The organism is Natronorubrum thiooxidans (assembly GCF_900156475.1).
Classification (GTDB): Archaea; Halobacteriota; Halobacteria; order Halobacteriales; family Natrialbaceae; genus Natronorubrum; species Natronorubrum thiooxidans.
In genome coordinates this window covers 34,708-57,872 of sequence record NZ_FTNR01000011.1, presented here as the reverse complement: position 1 = coordinate 57,872, position 23,165 = coordinate 34,708, and the positions used below count along the sequence as shown (strand labels likewise).

The following is a 23,165-nucleotide window of genomic DNA, read 5'->3' as shown; positions in this document are numbered from 1 at the left end:
GTTCATTAAGTCTGTTATCTGGGAGCAATTAATTGGCCAACGTCACGGAGGACGAACCAAATCTGGGTCAGCACGATCCGCAGGTCGAACAGCAACGACCGGCACTGAATGTACTCGAGATCGCACTCGAGTTTCCCTTGGCCGTCCGTACTATCGATACCGCGAATTTGGGCTAACCCCGTCAATCCGGGCGTGATAGTCCACCGTCGTGACCAGCCATCGACCTCGGCCATCAACACCTTCTCTTCGTCGGTCCAGGCCGCCCGCGGCCCGACGACGCTCATATCGCCGACGAGAATCGTGATCAGTTGCGGAATCTCGTCCATGTGGGTCTTCCGGAGCACCCGCCCCACACGCGTGATCCGATCGTCGGCATCTCCGGGACGGGCGTCCTCGCTTTCGGGGAGCATCGAGCGGAACTTCCAGACGGGAAACGTCGCCCCCAGCTCCGCCGTCCGCCGCTGACCGTAGAGGACCGGCCCGGGCGAGTCGAGTTTGATCGCGACCGAGATCACGATGATCAGCGGAGCCAGCACGAGCAACCCAACCGTCGCGAACGCGAGGTCGAACGCCCGCTTGGCCAGCCGACTGTACCACGGCCACGGCTCGAGGTCAACCGTTACCAGCTCGTCACCGACCGACGGTCCGGCGAGCAGTTTCTCGCTAAGTGACTCATGGGCGAGCACATCCACCCCATACTCGTGACACACCCGCAACACGCCGAAACACTCCTCGCGGTCACCCTGGCGAAACGCGAGCGCCACGGTATCGACGTCACGTTCACGAAGGACGTGCTCGAGTCGTGAGAGCCCGCTGAGGCGGTCGACGCCGGCGAGTGATTCGACCATCCCACCGTCGGTCGCAACCGTCCGCTCGCCCTCGTCGACCACCGGCGGCTCACGTACCTCACTCGGACCGGAGAGGACGACCTCCTCGTCCTCGGTGACCAGTGCCGGCGAGAGGAAGCCAAGCGCCGGAACGGGCAGCGCTCGGATCGTCGACTCGAGCAGCGAGGGATCGTCGCCGACGACGACCACGCGCTGGGGCTCGCGACGCCGGCGACACGCCCAGAACCAGACCGGGAGTACGAGCGCGAGACCAGCCCCGATCGCGACCACCGTCGCCGGTGACGGAACGGCCCCAATGCCGAGGGCCCCGAGCGAGAGCAGGGAAAGACAGCCGATCCCGACCTGAACGCCGGTCTGTCGAAGGACTGTCAGTACCGGGCGCGGCCGGGGCGAGTACAGCGGTGTAAGCGCGGCCCCCATGATGGCACCGACGAGCACCACCGAGACCACTGCCGATTGTCCGTTCGTAATCGCAAGCGGCTCCGGCCCGACGGCGAAGAGTGCAACACTGGCAGTGAGAACTGAGAGGGCCACCACGCCCACAGCCGCCACGCCGCGATACGTCCATCCAAAGAACATTCAACAAGTCTTTTCTGTAACAGTATCTATTAAAGATTTTGAGACAGTTTCAGTGGCTGCTACAATCATACAACCGATGGTAATCGACACACAGCCAGTCGACAGGTTCCGGTTCTGAGAGCCGGTCGACGATGCTGGCGCGTCGGTGTGCTGTCGATCCGCTCCGTTTGCCGATCGTCACCACAGCAGAACATTATCTTCACACGGTAAATCGATATCACTGATCATATCGGTGTATTATACGGACTCTAGGTGACAACACCGGCCCGAGACCCTACCCGAACGGGGTCGTATCCGATCACAGTGTCACACCGGCAGAGCCCAGGCTACGACCAACAACACCGTCTCCAGACCCCATTCACCGGGGCGTCAGCTGAGCCAAGCCAATCAACGACTCACGCACCCGTCGTAACTCAAGGACGAACCGACCGACAGTCACAGGGTAGTCGTCGATGGTGCTCTCGAGAAGCGGATGATCGCACACGAGGACACAGCCACTCACGAGTACGGGGACGACGCAACTGAGACTGTCTCGCGCCCCCGTCTGAACCGATAGCGGCTGTTGCCGGCGAAGGCATCGAACTCAGCGGTACGCCCAAGACAGTCATGCACGGGACCCCGATCCGATGCGATACCGGCGAGCTGACAGCCACGAACAGCGACATGGGCGGAACAGGGCCCGTAGAGCGCACAACTGAAAGAGCACGAGCCACGACTGCGATGTCCGACGATCGTCTGACTGACATTCTTGAAGGAGATCGTGGACACACCTGCTATGGAGCTGTTACCGACCAACAACCACCCCCGTCTCGGACACCGACCGACGGACCACCGGAGGCGATAACCCATGTCGACGCGATCCGCAACGAGACGCCCGACCCGCCGCGCGCGTCTCAAAACGTGGCCGGCGTACCTCCTGACCGTCTGCTTCCCGGGCACTGGCCACCTCTACGCTCGAGAGTGGAAACGCGGCCTCAGCTGGGCCGCACTGTGCGGTGTGGCGCTCGTCTTTCTCAGCTCCGGCACGCTCCTCACCGACGGGTCGCTCACCGAACCGATCATCGTCACCGCCCTTCGACTCGAGCACACCACCTTCGCGGACATGGCCTTCCCGCTCACGGTCATCATCCTCAGTGTGGTCGACCTCTACGCACTCTCGGGTCGGAGTAGTGAGCCATACTAACCACGTCGCCCGAGTCGCCACCCGGAGAGCACCGCTCCCACCGCCGCAACCGAGAGGGCACAAATTAGGGCTGTCGCGTCCGATTTAGACGTCTCCTCGAGACGAGCGGCATCGGGTCGCCGAAAACACGTCCTCTCGGGCCCGTCACGTCGCGTACCGATCCGACCGAACCCGGGTCCGACTCCAGCGTATCGGTGCCACTTCGATAGCACTGTGGCGTAACGCGAGTCCCTCGCGGACGCCCGGTGAACCACCCAGCCGACCGACTCGACGGACAACATTCGACACGTGATCCGGCGATGATGGCCCACAGCCAGCCATCACCCTTCGAACTGCTGGATACACAAACCGAGTTCTGCGGCCGCTACGGCGCGTCGTGGATGGGGTGTCGGCCGAGTGCCGTCAAGCCTGCTCGACGATTTGGCTGGCGGCGATCATATATTATATCCATTCATTTTCATAAGCATGTAACTAGTTATTTGTACAGGCGGTCAAATCGGATAGTTATGTCGTACAGACGGTCACGAAAATATGAGTCTCTGTCCGGCGGGACGATCGCTGGCGCTATCGTCGCCGGGCTGTTCGCCAGTGTCTCGTTCGGCGGCGTGTTGGCCGCAACCGGACACCTCGAGGCCGTCGCGACGCTGTATGGCCTCGAGGGCCACGACTGGCTGCTCGTCATCATCCACGGCCTTGTCGGCGCGGTGGTGTTCGTCGCGGGGTTGACACGCATCGCGAACCATCGATACGCTCCGGTGCCGCTTACGGCCGCGCTCCGGTCGCCGTTTCTCGGCGGGTGTTTCGGAATCGCCTACGGCACTGTCTGCTGGCTTGTCATCGTCGCATACGGGCTGCCACTCTGGATAGGGGCCACCGGCGGGCACCTGCCACTGCCGTACCAACACGGCGCGAGTCTGCTGGCGTTTATCGGCTACGGCACCGTTCTCGGCGCGTGGTATCCGCTGGTTCGCACCGCCATCGACGACTGAGACAGCCGTCTCGCCCACGGCCATGCGACTCGTACGCCGATCTCTTCTCGCCTATCGATCTGGGTGTGCCCGACGACCAGCCAGTCAGGCATAGTGTCTCGCCGCCAGTGCCGTCCGTGACCCGTCGGCCACACCGCTGGTCACTCGAGCAACCACACCTGTTCTTCGGCGATCGTCCCGTCCGTGCTGATCACCCAGGCGATGATCGGACAGCCGTGACAGCCGCCCTCGAGCGTCAGCGCTGCGGTGTCGGCGGCCCCGCTGACGTCGCTCACACCGAGCAGGCGATCCACATGCCCGAGCCACCAGACTACGCGCTCGAGGTCCCCGTCGAGATGGGTGACGTCCAGTTCGAACTCGAGGTCCCCGTTGCGACCGGCCGCAAGCGAGTCGGCGGCCGGCCGTTTTCCATCGATCGTCGGCGCGGCAGTCCCAGTCGGAGTCACGTGGACCGTCCACGCCGCTCGCGTGATTCCCTCGTCGCCGTCGACGGCGGCCGTCACCTCGTAGGTGCCTGCCGTATCGAAGGTGTGCCGCCAGTACTCGGCCCCCTGGTGGCTGTAGTAGGCGGTGTGCCAGGGACCCTGTGCGTGTCCCGCGTACGCGCCGTCGACGAACCAGTGTGTCCTGCCACCGTACGCACCGAGTGCGTCGGCGGTGAGGTCGAACAGGACCGCTGTGTCCGGCCGCACAGTGATTTCGCGGGCGGGCGTCTGCGCGGCGGCCACCTCATCGGAAGCGAGCACGTCGGCCGTGTGTTCGGCCATCGCCGTCTCGCTCTCGAGTCGAACCGTGACGGTATCGGTATCTGCCACGGGAGCGGGCCGAACGCTCCCGATCTCGAGTGGCTTCGTCTCCCCGGGTGCGACCGTCGTCGTGATCGTCGATTGCCGCTCGCCATCGACGAGGGAGTCGATCGCTGGGCGGCTCACCGTCTCACTCGTGTTCTCGACTTCGGCGGTTATCTCGAGTATGTCACCACCCGTAACGGGCGCGTTCGTCGCCGTAATCCGGAGCGACACGTCACCGGTCGCTTCCTCTCGGTCCGTGTCTGCTGTCGTCTCGTCTTCGCCCCCAGTCTGGTCTACAGTCGTGTCGGCCTTGCTCTCCGCCTGCTCGGCCGGCGTGTCGGTTTCCTGTCCAGCCGAGTCTGTGGTCGTCTCATCCCCGCCACCATATCCGCGGCCCGCAACGAGTGTGCCGATACCCAGTGTGGCCCCGAAGAGATACGGTCGGCGGCCGAGACGCGACCAATTGGTTCCATCCATACTAACTCGAGCCACCAGCGCCGTCCCCTTCAGTATGCACCGCCGGTCGCTGGCTGTGAGAGATTCATCGAATCCCTTCTCTCTCGAGGGAGCCTTCCCGATCGTCCGAACTCTCTACGAAGGTGACTGTTTTGGGCCGCTATTTTCACCGAGGTGTCGGCACAGAAACCGACGGGCAGCAGGCGGAGACCACGCCGTTCAAATCGTCCTACAAATAGAACAGCAGCCCAATTGAGCATTATAGTGACTGTCTGGCCGATCAATACACTCACCTGGTCGCCAATCAAGGCGCGACAGCACACGGAAGGAGTGTGATCACATCGGCCCAGGCGGCGATGGCCAGTTGGGTCACCTACTCATTCAGCTGATCAATACAACACGAGAGACAGTGCAGTTCGTACGTGTTCGGTGCCTGCCAGTGCTCACATTCTACCCAGATCCCTTCCACCGCGTCGCCGTCGATCTCGGTGCCACAGCCAAGACAGTTGTTGGGCTGTCCTGGTGGTGTCGGTTGTGGCCGGTACTGTTGCATGGCTGTCGAAACTGAGAGCCATGGCATAAGCTTTCAGATATGTTTGCCTTCAACAGCATTGGCTACTATCTGAGCACGCAGGTCGTCGGCCATGGGACACCAGCGCTCGCGGGGTTTGTGGCGTTTCCGCGGTACTCACTTGCAACGGCACCGTCGAAAAGCGAGATTCCGACGGACAAAAGAAGTCACACGTCGGTCAGTCGTGCTTAGCTACGCCGACGGACTAACAGCAACGTTCCTGCGAGCAAGGCAGAGAGCGCACCACCGATGCCGAAACCGGGCACCGGTTCATCCTCTTTGGTCTCGCTGTCGTTGTCAGCAGCTTCGGTGTCGTTCTCAGCAGTGTCGTTGTCAGCGGCTTCGGTGTCGTCGTCAGCAGCGCCGTCGTCCGCGGTATCGGTGACAGTGAGGGTCCCTGAACGGATCTCACCACCGGCGGTGACTGTCCACTCGTAGTCGCCTTCAGAGAGGGCAATCCCTTCAGCAGTGAAGGTGACTGCACCCGTGTCGTCGGTGCTGGCAGTGAGTTCCTCCTGGACCTCCTCACCACTGATCTCGAAAACGACGTCAGTCGTGGCTGGCTCGCCATCGGACGTGGTCACGGTGACGTCGAACGTGGCCGATTCAGTTGTTGTGATCGAATTCGGTGCATCGACCGTCATTTCGAGGTCGGAATCAGCACCTCCATCGTCTGCAGCGGCCGCAGTTGCTGCGCCCGCAGCGACTGTCGATAGAGCGACCATCGACACGATCATCACTGCGGCGAGTACGGTCCATCGCGTTGCTCGAGTTGCTGGTTCGAATGTCATGTGTTGTGGGTGGTGTCTGCGCGGATATCCATCGACTCACAGCGCCGGCTGCAGTACCACGCCGGCAGCCTCCGAGTGCAGTACCGGTGGTTTCACGGCGGGCATTCGGCGAGAGTGCGGCGGATGATCACAGTCGGTGGTGGCCGCACGCGAATCCGGTAGCGGCGATCAGTCCTGTTTCTCGGCCGCATCGCCTCGAGTCGACGCCATTTCGCGACTGCGGTCGTTTCGAATCAGTGAGCGATCGCCGCTGTGGTCTGGATCCGTCGGCTATCGCTTCTGTCGGGACCACACGATTATATTTACACTCGAGTTAGCGATGATTTCAGGAAAGTTATACTCAACACATAAATGTCAGCGGACAGTTTCGAGCAACGAAACAACGATTCGAGACCGCGTCTCTCCCGAGCCACCAGGCGTACGCTCGAATATCCGGGTGAGAACGATTACTTTCACCGGCCGAATGGGGTGCAACGCGCTATCAGAACGATAATAAAGGTCTATTTCTCCGAAGTAGCGATCACATGGGGCCATTGCAGACATCTCGACGAACAGTATTGACAGCCGCAGTCAGTTGTACACTCGCCGGCGTCGCTGGTGCTGATTCGAGCGAAGAATCGGACACCGATCTCTCGAGACACTCATATCAAATTCTCGAAGGCACCGATCACGAAACGACAGTGTACCAGACGGCTGCAACCGCCGACGGACCGACCGTACTGGTCATCGGCGGGATACACGGCAACGAGGTTGCAGGATACGAGACAGCGAGCCGTATTGCCGAACGGGAGATCAACGTCGGCACGCTCGTAACAATCCCCTACGCGAACGCCGAGGCTGTCGAGCAGCGGACCCGCACAGGCAGTGATGGCGTCGATCTCAATCGTCAGTTCCTCGAGGGCGAGGAGCCACCGACGGACCTCGCCCAAGAGCTCTGGAACGTCGTCGCCCACTACGATCCCGACGTGGTTATCGACCTCCACGAGTCGATCGGCATCTACGCCGGTGGCCCCGTTGACGGCGTCGGGCAGGCAATCTTCCACTCGGACAGTACCGAGACCACTGCCGATGCCGAGCGGGCTGCCGACACCGTCAACCGAAATCATGTCGAGACACCGGGCCTCGAGTTCACGACCGATACCTTTGCCAAACCGGAACACGAACCGAGCGGGTTGCTCGTCCACAAGGCCGCTCGAGACTTGGGGGCACAGTCGTTTCTCATCGAGACCCTCTCGCGCGGCCCCGACCTCAAGACGCGCATTCACTGGCAGACACGGTTAGTCACAAACTTGATTGAAGAGGGACTGTTCACAAACGAGGCAGCAACTGACAACTCGACTAGTGAGACATCGGATACCCCTGATGAGGAGCCAGTCGTCGAACAGTGCCGCGAAGACGCATCCTGAAAACGCCGCAGGATTTCGCCACCGACGGTCAAATTGTTGAGCTCAACGCGACAGTGCAGCAGGCGACAGGTCCATTTCTGGTGAGAAGATACCATGACATGCAGACTATATTCTTCCGATTTGATGTACGATTAAAAGTCAAACAGCCAACGGTTTTAATTATAAGTAGCCGAAAAGGTCGCTTGGCGAGGAACTGGTGTACTGTCGACATAGACAGTCTCCACCGACACTGAGACATTATATCCCTCGCTACTGACCGCGATCGTGACACTGTCGACCGGCGACAGACGATCGCATCCCCGTTCGGTTGGCACTCCCACCGCGACCGAACAAGGGGGCTCTCACGTCGGCCCACAGCCGACGTTTCGATATCAGTGATGAGCCACCGGAACGCGATGGTACGTTCTCAGCACGAACTCGAAAACGTCGATCCATCATAAAACGTAGCCGAACAGCGACTCGGTCAGAGCTTTTCGATGCTGTCCTCGAGCAACGACTCGAGCGTTCGAATACGCTCTTTGAGAAACGCAACATCGGTCTCTGTCGTCGACTCCGGCTGATCCGTCTGAGAGTCTGAAACGTCGGGAGACCGAACTGCCTGTGCCAGAATATCGTCGAATGCAGTGTCAAGTTCCTGCAATCCAATAGCCATCTGGATACTGTCACGGACGAACTCACTCCGTGTTTGTTCTCGGTGTTCGGCAGCACCGTCAGCGCTGTCGACCAGCGCACGTGGCACACGGACCGTGATTTTTCGCGTCTCTTGGTGTTCGGACTCTGACGTCGTCTCTGTCTCTTGATACGGAGAATCATCTAGAATAGCCGCGACGGTGTAGTGTGTCGGACAGAGCAGCGCCGCTGACTCGGCATCGGACGACGGAGTGAACGTATACACCGAAAGCGAGTCCGTCGAACCACAGATAGCGCATGCATTCTTCGCGCCTTCGACGCGGTCTCGATCGGGATACTGGATGTACTCTTCAGCACTCGAACGTTCTGATGGCATGTGTCTCTCCCTGACCCTCGTTTTCTCAATCATCTCGTTCGATCCACATAATAGTAGCTGCTGTTACCAATCGATCACGTCGTTGTCCGAAGGCATGAGAACCGATAAGTCTGGGTACAGCAGCCAGCGCGCTAGTCTTCGGTGGCCAGAGTTTCAGTCTGGAAGGCATCTTGAATGGCGTTTCGAAACGCCGTGAACTGCTCTATCTGGTCTTGGACTGCCTGCTATGTCTCTTCGACGTCTTCGACTGTCCTTTCGAGTTGCTGCAGTTCACCGTCGACGGCCTCGTGTCGGTTCTCAGCGCTAGCTTCGAGCTGGTGGAGATCCGCATCAACGGTCTCCTGTCGACGCTCGAACGTCGACTCGAGCTGGTCAGTCCGGTCCTCAAGGGCGTCGAGCCGTGTGTCCAAAGTGGTTTGTTCCTCGCGAACGCACTCGAGTTGCTCGCGAACGGCGTGCAGTTCGTCCAGCACCTCGGTGAGCACGTCCTCCCCAGTCCCGTGGTCGTCAAGAAACTCTTCCATGGCATCGATGTAGGTGGCGAGGTCTTGCAACTGGGATTGCAAGTACATGACCCGCAACTCGAGGCTCGAGCGAGAGCCAGCGAGGTCGCTGAGTCCGTCAATTGGCTCATCACCGTCGACGACAGCTTCGTCAACAGCGCAAGCCGCCGCTCCCGTCGCTGTGGCGTCGCCACCATCGGCTGATGCGCGGGTCTCGCTCGAAGGCGAGGATATGCCAGTCCTAGAGTTACCCACCATATCTGTGACGGAGACCTCGTCGCCGGGCATCTCGAACTCCTCGTCTTCGTCGTACGTCGTTGCGTTGTCAGCACCGGCCTGCGTAGCTTCGCCGTCGATGATCAATGTCGGCGCATGGTGACTGGCGGTGTCACCCTCGTCAACAGTGTATTTGTACCCCGTCGTGATCGCCTCCTCCGACTCGAGTGTTCGTTCGTACTCGACCGTTTCATCGTCCGTCGACCAGCACGGTGGATCCGTTTTCGGAACCTGTATAGTCGTGTTCGTCGGGACCGCGTCCAACACACGGACTGTCAGCGGACACTCCCGCGATGAGTCGAGTCGCAGTCCGATCTGAACTACGTCGCCGTCCACATCGACGTGTTTCGTTACCGTGACCCCGGCTTCTTCAGCGGTGAATAGGTCTGGCATTCAAAATTCCCCCTTGTCTTTTGTAGACAATATCAACCAACTAAACTGTTCGTCATTCTTATAGCTATGCGGACGATATGACAACAGAACTATTTCTACAAATTATTTGATTAGTTATCAGTTCTTGGACAATATCACACAACGAGTACTCGAACCACTACATGCAGTGGACACGAAATCTCCAGTCGATGTTCTGCTATTCGACAGTGACGCTTTTCGCTAAGTTCCGCGGCTTGTCGATCGACCGGCCCATCCGATTCGCCACCCAGTACGACACCAACTGTAGTTGAATGTTCGCGAGAATCGGCGTCAGCAGCGGCCCCGCCGATGGCACCTCGAGGACGTGATCGGCGTACTGTCCGACCTGCTCGGGCGAGTCAGTCACCGCAACAACGGGTGCACCGCGAGCTTCCACTTCTTTGATGTTGCCGAGCGTCTTCGAGACGTTCGTGTCGCCAGCGATCACCGCAAACACCGGCGTCTGATCGGTCACCAGCGCCAGCGGCCCGTGTTTCAGTTCGCCGGCAGCAAATCCCTCCGCGTGTTCGTACGAGATCTCTTTCATCTTCAGGGCCCCCTCGAGTGCGACAGGCGCATTGTACCCCCGTCCAATGAAGAAGTACGCATCAGAGCCATCGTATTCCTCGGCGATCTCGCGTGCGTTCGACTCATCCAGAACTTTCTGAATCTGATCAGGCAGGTCGCGCAGTTGTTTGACGAACGCCTGGGAATACTCGCCGGAGAGCACACTCGAGAGCATGGCCAGTGCGACCTGCTGTGAGGCGAACGTCTTCGTTGCGGCGACGCCGATCTCGGGCCCGGCCCGAATGTACATGACGTGGTCACACTCTCGCGCAGCCGAGCTTCCGACGACGTTCGTCAACGCAAGCGTCGTCGCACCGGCGCGGTTGGCCGCTCGAAGGGCACTCATCGTGTCGGCGGTCTCGCCACTCTGCGTGACGCCGACGACCAGCGTCTCCTCTGATACCGGAATCGAGTCGGTCTCGTACTCGCTGGCGAGGAAACACTGAGCCGGAATGCCGCGCTCTCGTATCATTTTCGCCCCATACAGCGCGGCGTGATAGGAAGTCCCGCAGGCGACAAACTGCACTGGGCCGTCACACTCCAGTTCAGCCAACTCCTCGACCATAATGGTCCCCTCGAGTTCACTGACCCGTTCTCGGAGACACTTGCGGATCGCGGTCGGCTGTTCGTGGATCTCCTTGAGCATGTAGTGGTCGTAGCCTGATTTACCGGCGTCTTCTGGATCCCAGTCAATCGTCTCGACGGCTGTCTCGACGACAGCTCCCTGCTCGTCGGTGACGACGATCCCGGACGGGTTGACGCGTGCGAACTGGCCGTCCTCGAGATAGACCACCTGATCGGTGAACTCAATAAACGCCGGGACGTCGCTCGCCAGGTAGTGGCCGTCGTCGCCGATGCCGAGCACCAGCGGCGACTCGTTGCGCGCCGCATACACCGTCTCGCTGCCGTCGAACACGGCGGCGACGGCGTAACTGCCCTCGAGTCGGTGGACGGCTTTCCGAAACGCGTCCTCACGGTTGGCTCCCGCATCGAGTGCTGCCCGGATCAGATGCGGGATAACCTCGGTGTCGGTCTCGCTCGTGAACTCGTAGCCGTCGGCCTCGAGTTCGCGGCGGAGTGCTTGATAGTTCTCGATGATACCGTTGTGGACGACCGCCACTGTCGAGTCAGCGTCCGTATGCGGGTGGGCGTTCGAGTCTGACGGCGGCCCGTGGGTGCTCCACCGTGTATGGCCGATGCCGGCTAACCCGTCGAGATCGCCATCGGGAACGGCGGCCTCGAGTGCCGACACCTCCCCCTCGCGTTTGTGGACGGCCAGCGAGGAGTTCGACACGGCGACGCCAGCCGAATCGTAGCCACGGTACTCGAGGCCCGACAGACCGGTCATCAGAACGTCGAGAACGTTCCCTTGGTTGCCGGTGTAGCCGATGATCCCACACATTACGATCGCACCTCCGTCTCCGCCGGAAGAGTGCCACGAACGGTCGCCCCAGCCTCGACGTTGGCCTCCGGCCCGACGACGGCTCCGGGAACGTACGTCGAGCCACCCTGATCAGTAACACGGTCAGCGAGCAAGGCGCCGAGCGCTTCGCCTTCGAAGACGCGGTCTCCGACGCGGACGTCACCGGGACCGCCGGGAATCACCGTTCCGTTGCCGATCGTCACACCGACACCAGTCACACAGTCAGCGACGGTCGCCGATGCGCCGATACGCGTGTCCGTATCGATCACACTGCGTTCGACAACCGCGTTCGACCCAACAGTGACGTTTTCGCCCAGACAGGCGTAGGGCCCGACGACGGCCCCCGCACCGATCTCACAGTCGGGCGCGATGACGACGGGTTCGCGGATGACAGCCGAGTCATGGATTGCACCAGCGCTCGAGTCTTCGTAATCCCCGTCAACGAGTCCCGCCTCGAACAGTTCGAAGGAGACGTCGAGTAAGTCCCATGGATAGGTTGCGTCAACCCAGAGTCCCTCCGAAACGACACCTCGGACATCAGCACCCGACTCGAGAAGTTCGATGATACCGTCGATCAGCGACTGCTCACCGGCACGCGACTCGGCGGCGCGAATCGCATCGAAAATTGTCGACTCGAACGCGTAGACGCCAGCATTGAACCGGTAGCCGCGCTCGTCCTGTGGGTTTTCGACGAGTTCCGTGACGGCGCCATCCTCGAGAAGGACACCACCGTAGGATTCGACGTCACGGCGGTTGAGCAGTCCGAGTGTTGCCGCCGCATCATCGTGGGCCTCGAGGACGTCACTGATAATTTGGCTGTCGACAATCTGGTCACCGTTGACGACGAGTGTCGTGTCGTCGACCTCGGACTCGGCAGCCAGTAATGCGTGGCCGCTGCCGAGTTGTTGGTTCTGGGTAACGTAGGTCAGCGGGACGTTCCGATAAGTTGGTCCGAAGTACGCTTGCACGCGGTTACGGCCGTAGCCGACGACGACGGTAATCTCGGTGACGCCAGCTTCGAGCAGTTGGTCGAATACGTGCTCGAGGATCGGCGTCGTTGCGGCGGGAAGCAACGGCTTCGGCCGGTTGCGCGTCAGCGGCCGGAGCCGTTCTCCTTCACCGCCAGCGAGGACGACTGCGGAAACAGAATCCATATGACAAGTAGGGGAGGAGAACTATCTTATTAGTATTGGTTCGGAAGGTCGCTCTTTATAAAGAGTATTCAGAATATATACAGACGCATATTCATCACGGAAGAGTCGTAGAAGATACTTGACGGACAGCAAAGGCAAAAAACCGATGTATACGTTATCATGGGATTACCCATGCGAGTCCCCGCCCTGAGCTATCGAATAGCCAACTTGGTTACAGTCACTATTAATTATTTAGCTAACAATAGAGGCTTATTGAGGGTTCAGAAATCGGGACAATTAATTGGAGTGGGCCGACTATGCTCGGTATGGTGCCGCCTTCATCTCCTATTCCCTTGGTATCCGATGATGACCCTGCTGGCGTCGATTTCGAATCTCCAACTGCACCATCTCCTGTTGTCCGCGCTGCCAACGTGACCAAAATCTACACGCGGGGGTCTGACCCAGGCCGACTCGGAACGCTACTCGGTCGGCCGGACGCACCGAGAGTTCGGGCGCTCGAGAATGCGTCAATCACGATCAGCACAGGCGAAATCGTCGGGCTCGCAGGACCGAGCGGCAGCGGCAAATCAACGCTCCTCCACTTGCTTGCCGGCTTGGAACTGCCCACGAAGGGGACTGTGACGTTTCAGGAGACAGACCTTGAGACGCTCTCGACTCGAGAACGGACCCGCCTCCGGCTCGAGCATGTCGGGATCGTGTTTCAACGCTTTCACTTGGTCGAGTCACTCTCCGCGCGGGCGAACGTTGCCCTCCCACTGGTCGAGCTCGGCGTTGGGAAACGTGACCGGCGCAAGCGAGCCACAGCATTACTCGAACGAGTCGGACTCGGCGACCGAGTCGGCCACCGTCCTGGCGAGTTGAGTGGCGGCGAGCAACAGCGGGTAGCGATTGCCCGTGCTCTCGTAACAGATCCGACGCTGGTGATCGCCGACGAGCCAACGGGAGAACTGGACACGGAAACGGGCCAACGCATTTTAAACGAGTTCGAACGCATCGCGGATGACCGAGCGGTCGTTCTTGCGTCGCACGATCGACCAACGTTAGCGATTTCGGACCGAATCGTCCGACTCAAAGACGGGATGATCCGCAGCGACGGCAACAAATGAGTCTGCGACGGCGACTCACACGGTGGGTTGGTCTCACCCGTGTCGGCCTCCGTCAGACGATCACACGTGCGACCGGGACTGATCGAACACGCGTGCGATTTAGCCTCCTCGGCGTCGTGGTCGTGATCGCGTTGCTGGTCGTCGTGACTGGAATCGGCATCGGGCTCGCAACTGGCACAACAGTGTACGATGATGATGTTGACTATTGGATCGTCCCCGAAAGCGACGGCGAGCGATCATCGCTGCTGGCGACCGACCAGCCGCAGTTCGGCACCGTCCACGAGACCACCGAACGGATTCAAGCGACGGACGATGTGACGTTCGCATCGCCAGTTCTTTCGGAGGTGGTTCGTCTCGAGGTCGGAGATAGAAGCGAGTATGTCCTTGTAATTGGTGTCGTCAACTCGCCTGGCTTTGAGCAGATTGCCGGAGTCTCGACAGAGGGGCTGACCGACGACGATCCATACTACGCGAACGGCAGCTACGACGGTGACTGGACCGGCGAAGTCGTCCTCTCGCGGAGTGCCAGCAACCTGCTCAAGGTCGGCGCTGGTGACGGGGTGACAGTCGCCGATAACGACTCCTTCATCGTCACGGCAACTGATGATGGAACGAGTTCGGCCGGCGATATCCCGACCGCCGTTGTCCAGCTCAGCGAGCTTCAGACCTTGACCGGCAACGACGAGTATGATCAGGCCGACCAATTCGTCGTCGGGTCGAACTCGCCAGCGGTCGAGGACGAATTAGCAGGAATCTATCCACAGTCCGATGTCCTCACTCGAGGCGGTCTTACCGCCAGTGAGGTCACGGAGTCGGGGCTCCCGTTTGCACTCGCGCTGACGGCGTTCGTCGTCGCCATTTCTGTCGGAACGCTGTTCGTCCTCACGACGACCGGGCTCGAGGTCGTCGCCGATCGCCGACAGCTGGCGACGCTGTCCGCTCTCGGACTCTCGACACGCAGCCAGCTCGGATTGATCGGCGTCCAGACGCTCGTAATCACTGGACTCGGTGGATTGGTGGGCTCGATCGTCGGCCTTGGCGGCATCAGGCTGACCAACTATATCGCAACTGAGACAATTACTACCGGTCCGATCGCAACGTCCCATCCTCTCTTCGTCGCTTACGGGGTCGCCACCGGGCTCCTGATCGGTATCCTTTCATTACCGATTCTGCTCATACTGACGCGGCGCGTCACCGGAGGTGTTCCGTGATGGATCTCAAGCGCTGGCTTGCTCGCCTTCGTGCCGCCGGCGGAATCACAGTCAGCCAACTCCGCCATCACCGACTGCGACTCGGCCTCGCGATCATCGGCGTGGGGTTGGCCGTCCTCGCGATGACGCTCCTCGCCGGCGTCGGCGTGGGTGTCCTTGAGACTGGCGAACAACAGTTCGGGGCAGCCGACCGAGATCTATGGGTGACTGCAGGCGAAACACGACTCACGTCCGCTGGAGGTGGCGGTTTCGAGAACTCGTTGACCAACTCTCGGAGTGTTGCTACCGAGATGGAATCCCACGAGAGCGTCAGGAGTGCGGTACCGCTTGCGTTCGAAACCGTGTACGTCGGGACCAACGGAGACGGCGAGTTCCAGACATTCATCGGGACAGGTGTTCCCACGAGCGGCAGCGTCGTTCAGGTCACAGCCGGTAATGAACTCAGCGGCGATCCACACTACGCGAACGGCAGCTACGATGGTGAGCGAACCAACGAGGTTCTCATCGACGAGGAGACTGCTCGAGCACTCGACGTCGAGGTTGGCGACACGATTCATGTCGGTGGCTCACTCGCGGTCGCCCGGAACACCGAGATGACTGTCGTCGGGATTTCCCCGACGTTCGAGCGAATGCTCGGTGCCCCGACCGTGGTGATGCCACTGAGCGAGCTCCATCAGGTGACGGGCACAACTCAGACCGAGCCCGCGACGTTCATCACGATCACCCTCGAGGACGGCGCAGATATCGACACCGTGCAAACGAGCCTGGCCAAGGACCACCCCGAGTACGAGATTCGATCGAATCAAGAGCAACTCGAGGCAGTCCTCCAAGAACAGGTGCTTATACTCGCCGCAGGCGGGACACTCGTCGTCCTCGCGCTCGGCGCTGGCATCGCGTTGACACACACCCTGCTCACGCTCGTGATCTTCCAGCAGCGCGCGGCCTTCGGAGCGCTTACGGCACAGGGAATTTCGTCATCAGTGCTAATCCTCTCCGTTATTGGACAGGGTCTCGTAATCGGGATTCTCGGAGGAATCGTTGGGACAGCCCTTACACTGCCAGCGGTGGACCTGTTAAACCGACTTGCGGTGGCTGTTGTCGGCTTCGACGGACTGGTTCAGATGTCACCGGCGATCCTCGCGAGTGCACTGGCAATCGCGGTCGTGATCGGGACGGCTGCGGCCGCACTGGCGGGCTGGCGGCTCAGCCGAACGCCACCGCTCGAGAATCTGTAAACGGTCGCTGACCGAAAATTCAACCGACAAATAAACACTACTCCGCTCAAGAAACACGCCTGTGACACTCGCTGGCGTGTCGGCGACGATGCCGGATCTGTTGCGTCTCGTCGCCGTCCCCGTCTTCGCCTGGATTGCCGTTCGGGATATCAAGACCAGACGGGTCTCCAGTGGCGTCTGGATTCCGCTCACGATACTGGGATTCGTCGCCCTCGTCTGGGAGGGCCGCCTCGCCTGGGCCGCGGGCGACTACGCCTGGCGCTACGCGTTTCTCATCCCGACGGCGGTAAGTCTCGGCTTCGTCGTGCCCATCGCGTACCTGTTCTGGTGGTTCGGGGGCTTCGGCGGAGCCGACGCGAAGGCGTTGCTCGTCCTCGCCCTCCTGTTCCCAACCTTTCCGCAGTATACGATCGGGTCGTGGACGCTGCCCCTGACGACCACCCCAATCGGGACGTTCTCGTTTACGATCCTGACGAACGCCGTCGTCGTCGGGCTGGCTATCCCGCTCGTGATCGCAGTTCGCAACGCCGCCGCGGGCCGCATCACGTCGGTGATGGTCATCGGCTGGCCCGTCTCGTGGGAGGCGATTCCCGAAACGCACGGCCGACTCCTCGAGACGCCCGAGGGGCGCTCCCGTGGCGGCCTCGATCTCGACGCCCTGCGGATGTATCTGCGCTGGCGAGGCCTCTCGCTGGCCGACGTGCGGGATCACCCCGACCGATACCGCGATCCCACGACGCTCCCCGCCGAGCCGAACCCGCCAACCGACGGGGCCGTCACCGCTGCCGTCCGCAGGGACGGCGGGGCAGCACTCGAGGCCAACACCCCCGACACCACCGACGATACCTCAAGCGAGGACGACGACCCGTGGGGCGCTGCGGCGTTCCTCGCGGATATCGAGGGGACGGCCTACGGCACCACGCCCGCAGAGCTTCGGGAAGGCCTCGAGGTCCTCGCGGAGAAAGACACCGTCTGGGTCTCGCCTGGCGCGCCGTTTCTCGTGCCCGTGTTCGTCGGGCTGGCGATCGCGCTGGTCTACGGCGACCTGCTCATCGGGACGCTTCTCTGACAATCACAGCGTCCGTTCGTACAGCGGCACCAACACCGTCCAGAAGATGACGAACGCAACTCCAAGCCCGATAAGCGCGAGCCACAGGTCACCCCGGCCGGTCGGCGGGCCACTCGAGAGCAAGCCGAGCGTCCCGAAGAACAACAGCACACAGACGAGGAGGCTCCCGAGTTCGAGCACCGCGGCGATGGGGATCGCCCGCACCCGGGCGACGAGGTCGGCGATCATCTTGCGGTAGCGAGGAAACCCCGTGTTTTAGCACGGGGAGGAATCGCGTTCGTTTGTGTCTCGACTCGCCCTACAATGGCCCCTCGGTGTCCAACGATTTCGCGCCTTGGAGCAACACCCCCTTCCAAGTGAGGCCGTGTGCGGCTTTGATTTTGCTCAGGCGGTCGTACTCGTCTTGATCTACTTCGATGTTCAGATTGGGCATCTACGCACATAGTTAGTTTTCCGTTAGTTTTTACTATTACGCTCTCGTACTCGTAGTTGTGACGACGACTGCCACGAAAACGCTCGAAGCCACGCTTGCTCCGCCCACTACAGGTAAAGAGCAACGGCTCGAGCGAACCGTGGCGACCTACCGCCGTGCTCTCTCGGATGCTTTCGAGAGTGGCGCGGATACGCAAACGGCAGTCAACGACATTGTCACGGGCTACACGCTCACGTCTTATGCCAAGGACGCCCTCAAGAACTACGTCCCGCAACTCCGCCGGACGTACAACGCGTCGGAACTCGAGGACAACCATCCGGTCCGATTCACGAACCGTGGCTTCCGAATCGATCACTCCGACGAGCGAACGCACGAATTCTGCTGGCGCGTTCCACAGGCCGGACGTGGCAACGCCTTCTGGATTCCACTCCGGATCAATCCCGAACAGGAATCCTTGTGGTTCGACCTGCTCGACGGGGATATATCGGTCGGTGAGTTCCGACTGCAACAGTACCGCACGAGTTGGGTGCTGCACGTCACCGTCGAGTACGAGGTTGCCGACCCAGAGATTCCGGACGATCCGACTCGAATTGGTTTCGATATCGGTGAGTCCAAGCTGCTGACGGGCTGTGCCTGTCAGAACGACACTCCGACTCGACCGTACATCTACGACGGCGGTCGCGCGCGAGCACTTCGCAAGGAAATGCACACGACGCTGAAACGCCTCCAAAAGCGTGATGCCGAGCAATGGCGAGTGGACGAACGCTTCGACCACTACCAGAACGCCCTGACGGACATCGTCGAGAAGGCGTCTCGAGAAGCCGTCGAGTATGCCGAGTCCTTTGATAATCCAGTGATCGTGCTCGAGAACTTGTCGTACATCCGCGAGAATCTGGATTACGGGAAGTACATGAATCGACGCTTGCATTCGTGGGCGTTCGCCCGGGTCACCGACCGTATCGAGGACAAAGCCCTCGAAGCCGGTATCCCGGTTGAGTTCGTGAACCCGCGCTACACGTCCCAGACGTGCCACGCCTGCGGACATATCGGACATCGTGGATCGCAAGCGGAATTTAAGTGTACGAACGCGGAGTGCTGGGTCACGGAGTATCAAGCGGATATCAACGCGGCTGCGAATATCGCCGGTCGCGTTGATCCGTGGGGAGAGAGCGTTCCTTGGAAACCGGAGCGCGATGACTCGCCACGGAACGGGAGCCGTTGTGACACGGCCACAGGACACCGCACGCCGAGTCGGCAATCCCGACAGACGACGCTTGCGGTCTTTGAGACCTGAAACCTCCCTCGACACGAGGCTTCCCTTGTAGGAAGCCCCGTCCTTGAGGACGGGCGAGGATGTCACACCCGAGGCTCACGCGCAACGATCAAAAACGTCACGACGGGGCGTCGACCGGTCGACTCGAGTCCAGTAGTTAGGCTCGAGACTCGATATCCGCCGCGATTTCGTCGAGTTCGTCGTCCGAGAGGTCTTCAGTGATCTGATCCAGGTCGGCAACGTCGAACGTCTCGGCGTCGCTGAAGAGACTGTGGATGGGACCAGCGCCGTCGCCCTCGAAGCGCGGGACGATGTGGCAGTGGACGTGGGGGACTTCCTGGCCGGCCGCCTCGCCGTTGTTGAACGCGACGGTCGAGGCGTCGGCGTCGACGCTGTCCTCGACGGCGGGGACCAGTCGATGAATCGTCGCATAGACATCGGCGGCGACGTCTTCGGGCATGTCGTTTACCCGTTCGTACTCGTCTTTCGGGATGACCAGCGTGTGCCCCGGTGCCAGCGGATTGGCGTCGAGAAAGGCGATCGTCGTCTCGTCTTCGTACACGATTCGGGCGGGAATCTCTCCCTCGACGATCTGCGTGAAGATCGTACTCATATGGGAGTGTGTGTTGGCCGACTGTAAGAAGGTTATCGCCCGCGCCGCGGGCACCCGGCGGCGAATGCCGCTGAAAAGAGGCGAGGACAGCAGTTGAGTCAGACGAAATCGTTTATCAAGTCTATACTTACTGGGAAGCGGATATACTGCGTAGTTGACGGGGAAGGACAACTGTCGTTGCCGACGGTGTCCGACTCTGAGACATCATATGCCCCGTTGAAGAGATCGATCGTCCCAACGTCACCGATCTCTCCCTACCCCTACCCGTTATCATCCCACCACAGATAGGGGGCTCCACTGCCAGCCTTTGGCTGGCGATTTTTGCGTGCGGCAGCAAACGACCGCGAGCAGCCGGCACCCGTTTGAGAGACATGCCGTCGAGTCCGCAGTGACGATCAGCGGCTCCCCGAGTCCCCGCCCGTCGTTCCACGGCAGTCCGCGAGCGTCTCCCCGATCGCCTCGAGATACGTCTCGGGCTCGTAGCCCAGACGCCCCAGCCAGACATCTTGATACGACGGATGCAAAATCGGGACGAGCCAGACGTCGAGGCGAGCACACCACACCGGCTCGAGGACGCTCTCGAGGAAGTCCTCGAGCTCCCGACCCTCGGCGGCAAGGACCGTTTTCGTCGCGTGTTTCCCGGTCGCGAGGACGACGTCGGGGTCGACGGTCTCGAGTTCGGTCAGCAGATGGTCGCGGCAGGTCGCCCGTTCCTCGGCCGTTGGCTCTCGGTTGGTCTCCGGCTCCTCGGAATCGCTGCTCGCGGTTTCACCGTCGTCTCGCGGCTCCGCCGCTTGACTGTCCGCGGAACTCCGTTCCGCGCTACTCGCACTCGAGGCGCGCGGCGCCTCGCTTGCCGGAAAGCATTTGACGGCGTTCGTGTAGTAAGTCGTCTCGTCGTAGCCGAGTCGGGCGAGCATACGGCGAATGCGGCGGCCGGAATGGCGGGAGGTGTACGCTTTCCCGGTCCAGTTGCCGCCCCGCCAGCGGTCGGCGTCGGGGTCGCCGTAGCCGGGTGCTTCCCCGACGACGACGACGGTCGCCTCGAGCGGGCCGGTCCCCCAGGAGATGCGCTCGCGACACTCGGTGAGCGCCGGACAACGCTCACAGTCGGCCTCGAGGACGTTTCGCGTGGTCGGGAACGCCGGATCGTGATCAGGGGCGGGCACACTTGACTCGAGGCGCTGGAGCTGTGTTATCGCGCGCGGTTCGATTCTTCACACGATGCGACCGAGTGGTAGGTTTAACATGGTGTTCGTGGGCACTGTTCCTGATGCCGAGAACACAACAAGCGTCCGAACGGGTCGCAATCGTCGGTGCGTCGATGACCCAGTTCGGCCAGCGCGAGGGCTGGATCATGGATCTCCTCGCAGAGGCCGGACTCGAGTGTCTCGAGGACGCCGGGGTCGACGCCGAAAATGTAGAGCACCTGTACGTCTCGAACATGGCGAGCGGGGAGTTCGAAGGGATGACGGGTGTGCCGAACGCGCTGGCACACGACTTGGACGCGATGCCGGCGTACACCCAGCGTGTCGATCAGACCAGTTCCAGCGGCGGCGCGGGGATCTACGCGGCCTGGCAGTCGATCGCCAGCGGCGCAAGCGACATGACGCTGCTCGTCGGTGGCGAGAAGATGAGCCACCGGTCGACCCCCGAGACGACCGACATCATCGCGTCGGTTACGCATCCCGTCGAGTACAAGACGGGCGTGACACTGCCGTCGTTTGCAGGGCTCACGGCCCGCCACTACTTGGAACGGTTCGACGCGCCGCGCGAGAGCCTCGGGAAGGTCGCCGTCAAGAACCACAAAAACGGTGTCGACAACCCGAATGCCCAGTTCCAGAAGGAAGTCGACCTCGAGACTGTCCTCGAGTCGCCGATCGTTGCGGATCCGCTGCGGCTGTACGACTTCTGTCCGATTACGGATGGCTCGGCCGCGCTCCTGTTCTGTCCCGAATCCGTCGCCGAGGAGTACACGGACGAGTACGTCGTCGTCGCTGGCGTCGACGGCGCGACGGACACCCACGTCGTCCACGAGCGGGAAGACCCGACGATCATGGGCGGGGTCGTCGAGAGCGGCAAGGGAGCCTACAAGATGAGCGGCTACGGCCCCGACGACATCGACGTCGCCGAACTCCACGACATGTTCACCATCCTCGAGTTCCTCCAGATGGAGGGGCTCGGCTTCGCCGACCAGGGCGAGGCCTGGAAGTTGGTCGAGGAGGGCTACACCAAGCGTGACACCGGCGAGTTGCCGGTCAACACCTCCGGCGGACTCAAATCGAAGGGTCATCCACTCGGCGCGAGTGGCATCGCACAGGGTGTCGAAATCTACGAACAGCTCATGGGTGAAGCCGGCCCGCGACAGGTCGACGCCGACATCGGCCTAGCGTGTAACGTCGGCGGCTTCGGCAACTGCGTGATTACCACGATCATGGAGACAGCACAATGACGATGGAAGCAACACGCTACGAAGACGGCTCGATCAGCTACCCCGGGCACCCGCGCGGTCCCGGCGGCACGGAACCGGTCGAGACGATCGATCTCAGCGAGTACACCGCCGAGGTCGTGACGTGGACGACAAGTACGGCCACGCCGCCCGGCGTCCGCGAGCCCAACACGCTCGCGATCGTCGAGTTCGATGTTGACGGCGAATCGGTACGTGCGATCGGGCAGGTGACGACCGATGACGTCGAAACCGGCGACGACGTCGAGCCAGTCTACGTCGAGGAACTCCGCGAACCCGGAGCCGGCATCCGGGAACCCGACAGTCAAGACTGGAACGGCTATCAGTTCGAGCCGGTCTGAGCATCGGAAGCGGGACCGATATCGGTCCCTTCAGCACCGTGGACCGACTCGCTTCGTGAGACCTGGCTCATCGATTCACTCGAGTCCCAATTGAGGGGACAGATTTACAGTGGCTGAGTGGCTTCTCAGTGGTAATGGGATCGGCTACACCGGAACTCCTCTCAGAACTGCTCCCGATGATCGTCTACACGATTCTCGGTGGCGCGCTAACCGCAGGCGGGATCGCCGCCGAATACGCGAGCCTGCAACACCTCGGTGCAGGCGAGGCGATGGTCGGCCTCTGGCTCGCCGCGATCGGCGTGGTCATGCTCTACGGCGGCGTCTACGGGATCGGCTACAAGAAAGTCGCTATGCGGTTGCTCAGCACTGTATAGTAGCGAACGCGACTGTTTTCGACTCGCCGACTCGGTAGCGACGCCGCCTGCAGGACCGATTCCCCTTTAATCACGGAGTGAGTGGAGTG

At 61.1% G+C, this 23,165-nt stretch carries 23 protein-coding genes; 11 read left to right on the top strand and 12 right to left on the bottom strand.

The genetic code is table 11. From position 1 onward, the window contains the following. Window positions 1–14: 14 nt before the first annotated feature. Window positions 15–1,427, bottom strand: a complete 1,413-nt coding sequence (locus tag BW940_RS14560; protein WP_076609945.1) for a sugar transferase — start codon at window positions 1,425–1,427, stop codon at window positions 15–17. Window positions 1,428–2,274: 847 nt separating this feature from the next. Here BW940_RS14560 and BW940_RS14555 point away from each other — a divergent pair. Beyond that, the gene (locus BW940_RS14555) at window positions 2,275–2,610 is read left to right on the top strand and encodes a hypothetical protein (protein ID WP_076609944.1); all 336 of its coding nucleotides are present in this window, start codon (window positions 2,275–2,277) and stop codon (window positions 2,608–2,610) included. A gap of 506 nt (window positions 2,611–3,116) precedes the next feature. Beyond that, window positions 3,117–3,599: a hypothetical protein gene (locus BW940_RS14550; RefSeq protein WP_084776774.1), complete on the top strand. Its 483-nt coding sequence runs from the start codon at window positions 3,117–3,119 to the stop codon at window positions 3,597–3,599. Between the two features lie 140 nt (window positions 3,600–3,739). On the opposite strand, the gene BW940_RS14545 is transcribed toward BW940_RS14550, so the two are convergent. The 3 genes from BW940_RS14545 to BW940_RS14535 form a co-directional block, all read right to left on the bottom strand. After that, the gene (locus tag BW940_RS14545) at window positions 3,740–4,867 is read right to left on the bottom strand and encodes a hypothetical protein (protein WP_076609943.1); all 1,128 of its coding nucleotides are present in this window, start codon (window positions 4,865–4,867) and stop codon (window positions 3,740–3,742) included. A gap of 352 nt (window positions 4,868–5,219) precedes the next feature. After that, a complete protein-coding gene (locus BW940_RS14540; RefSeq protein WP_076609942.1) occupies window positions 5,220–5,399 on the bottom strand; it encodes a hypothetical protein in 180 nt (59 codons plus the stop codon). A 206-nt stretch (window positions 5,400–5,605) separates the two neighbouring features. Then, window positions 5,606–6,208 carry a PGF-CTERM sorting domain-containing protein gene (locus tag BW940_RS14535; RefSeq protein ID WP_235847816.1) on the bottom strand — a complete coding sequence of 201 codons (603 nt, stop codon included), beginning with the start codon at window positions 6,206–6,208 and terminating at the stop codon, window positions 5,606–5,608. Window positions 6,209–6,765: 557 nt separating this feature from the next. Here BW940_RS14535 and BW940_RS14530 point away from each other — a divergent pair. Beyond that, window positions 6,766–7,614 carry a M14 family metallopeptidase gene (locus BW940_RS14530; RefSeq protein ID WP_235847815.1) on the top strand — a complete coding sequence of 283 codons (849 nt, stop codon included), beginning with the start codon at window positions 6,766–6,768 and terminating at the stop codon, window positions 7,612–7,614. Window positions 7,615–8,077: 463 nt separating this feature from the next. Here BW940_RS14530 and BW940_RS14525 read toward each other — a convergent pair whose 3' ends face one another. The 4 genes from BW940_RS14525 to BW940_RS14510 all read right to left on the bottom strand — a co-directional run bounded on the left by BW940_RS14525 (window position 8,078) and on the right by BW940_RS14510 (window position 12,954). Further along, window positions 8,078–8,620 (bottom strand): hypothetical protein, encoded by a 543-nt coding sequence (locus BW940_RS14525; protein WP_235847814.1) that lies wholly within the window; start codon window positions 8,618–8,620, stop codon window positions 8,078–8,080. Window positions 8,621–8,844: 224 nt separating this feature from the next. Beyond that, window positions 8,845–9,792: a coiled-coil domain-containing protein gene (locus tag BW940_RS14520; protein ID WP_076609940.1), complete on the bottom strand. Its 948-nt coding sequence runs from the start codon at window positions 9,790–9,792 to the stop codon at window positions 8,845–8,847. A 196-nt stretch (window positions 9,793–9,988) separates the two neighbouring features. Beyond that, a complete protein-coding gene (glmS, locus tag BW940_RS14515) occupies window positions 9,989–11,779 on the bottom strand; it encodes a glutamine--fructose-6-phosphate transaminase (isomerizing) (RefSeq protein ID WP_076609939.1) in 1,791 nt (596 codons plus the stop codon). Beyond that, window positions 11,779–12,954 (bottom strand): sugar phosphate nucleotidyltransferase, encoded by a 1,176-nt coding sequence (locus BW940_RS14510; protein ID WP_076609938.1) that lies wholly within the window; start codon window positions 12,952–12,954, stop codon window positions 11,779–11,781. Before BW940_RS14510 ends, glmS begins: the two co-directional genes overlap by 1 nt. A 410-nt stretch (window positions 12,955–13,364) precedes the next feature. Here BW940_RS14510 and BW940_RS14505 point away from each other — a divergent pair, with 410 nt between their 5' ends. From BW940_RS14505 to BW940_RS14490, 4 genes are all read left to right on the top strand, one after another. Next, entirely contained in the window at window positions 13,365–14,060 is a 696-nt protein-coding gene (locus BW940_RS14505) for an ABC transporter ATP-binding protein (RefSeq protein WP_328586626.1), read from the top strand. Continuing rightward, a complete protein-coding gene (locus BW940_RS14500) occupies window positions 14,057–15,271 on the top strand; it encodes an ABC transporter permease (protein ID WP_076609936.1) in 1,215 nt (404 codons plus the stop codon). Before BW940_RS14505 ends, BW940_RS14500 begins: the two co-directional genes overlap by 4 nt. Beyond that, window positions 15,271–16,506 carry an ABC transporter permease gene (locus tag BW940_RS14495; protein WP_076609935.1) on the top strand — a complete coding sequence of 412 codons (1,236 nt, stop codon included), beginning with the start codon at window positions 15,271–15,273 and terminating at the stop codon, window positions 16,504–16,506. Before BW940_RS14500 ends, BW940_RS14495 begins: the two co-directional genes overlap by 1 nt. Window positions 16,507–16,567: 61 nt before the next feature. Beyond that, complete coding sequence (locus BW940_RS14490) at window positions 16,568–17,575, top strand: A24 family peptidase C-terminal domain-containing protein (RefSeq protein WP_076609934.1); 1,008 nt, start codon at window positions 16,568–16,570, stop codon at window positions 17,573–17,575. A gap of 3 nt (window positions 17,576–17,578) precedes the next feature. Here BW940_RS14490 and BW940_RS14485 read toward each other — a convergent pair whose 3' ends face one another. Together BW940_RS14485 and BW940_RS22375 are read right to left on the bottom strand one after the other, a co-directional pair. Continuing rightward, complete coding sequence (locus BW940_RS14485; RefSeq protein ID WP_076609933.1) at window positions 17,579–17,803, bottom strand: hypothetical protein; 225 nt, start codon at window positions 17,801–17,803, stop codon at window positions 17,579–17,581. Window positions 17,804–17,873: 70 nt separating this feature from the next. Beyond that, the gene (locus BW940_RS22375) at window positions 17,874–18,008 is read right to left on the bottom strand and encodes a hypothetical protein (protein WP_268875548.1); all 135 of its coding nucleotides are present in this window, start codon (window positions 18,006–18,008) and stop codon (window positions 17,874–17,876) included. 58 nt (window positions 18,009–18,066) lie between these two features. On the opposite strand from BW940_RS22375, the gene BW940_RS14480 reads away from it, so the two are divergent. Continuing rightward, the gene (locus BW940_RS14480; RefSeq protein WP_076609932.1) at window positions 18,067–19,302 is read left to right on the top strand and encodes an RNA-guided endonuclease TnpB family protein; all 1,236 of its coding nucleotides are present in this window, start codon (window positions 18,067–18,069) and stop codon (window positions 19,300–19,302) included. A gap of 136 nt (window positions 19,303–19,438) precedes the next feature. On the opposite strand, the gene BW940_RS14475 is transcribed toward BW940_RS14480, so the two are convergent. Together BW940_RS14475 and BW940_RS14470 are read right to left on the bottom strand one after the other, a co-directional pair. Further along, window positions 19,439–19,894 (bottom strand): HIT family protein, encoded by a 456-nt coding sequence (locus BW940_RS14475; RefSeq protein WP_076609931.1) that lies wholly within the window; start codon window positions 19,892–19,894, stop codon window positions 19,439–19,441. A gap of 395 nt (window positions 19,895–20,289) precedes the next feature. Continuing rightward, on the bottom strand, window positions 20,290–21,063 hold the full coding sequence (locus BW940_RS14470; RefSeq protein WP_076609930.1) for a uracil-DNA glycosylase: 774 nt from the start codon (window positions 21,061–21,063) through the stop codon (window positions 20,290–20,292). Window positions 21,064–21,167: 104 nt separating this feature from the next. Between BW940_RS14470 and BW940_RS14465 the strand changes: the two genes are divergently transcribed. The 3 genes from BW940_RS14465 (at window position 21,168) to BW940_RS14455 (ending at window position 23,076) form a co-directional block, all read left to right on the top strand. Beyond that, entirely contained in the window at window positions 21,168–22,346 is a 1,179-nt protein-coding gene (locus BW940_RS14465) for a thiolase family protein (protein ID WP_076609929.1), read from the top strand. Beyond that, window positions 22,343–22,702 (top strand): PhlB family protein, encoded by a 360-nt coding sequence (locus BW940_RS14460; RefSeq protein WP_076609928.1) that lies wholly within the window; start codon window positions 22,343–22,345, stop codon window positions 22,700–22,702. Before BW940_RS14465 ends, BW940_RS14460 begins: the two co-directional genes overlap by 4 nt. Before the next feature lie 134 nt (window positions 22,703–22,836). Beyond that, on the top strand, window positions 22,837–23,076 hold the full coding sequence (locus tag BW940_RS14455) for a hypothetical protein (protein WP_076609927.1): 240 nt from the start codon (window positions 22,837–22,839) through the stop codon (window positions 23,074–23,076). Window positions 23,077–23,165: the final 89 nt, after the last annotated feature.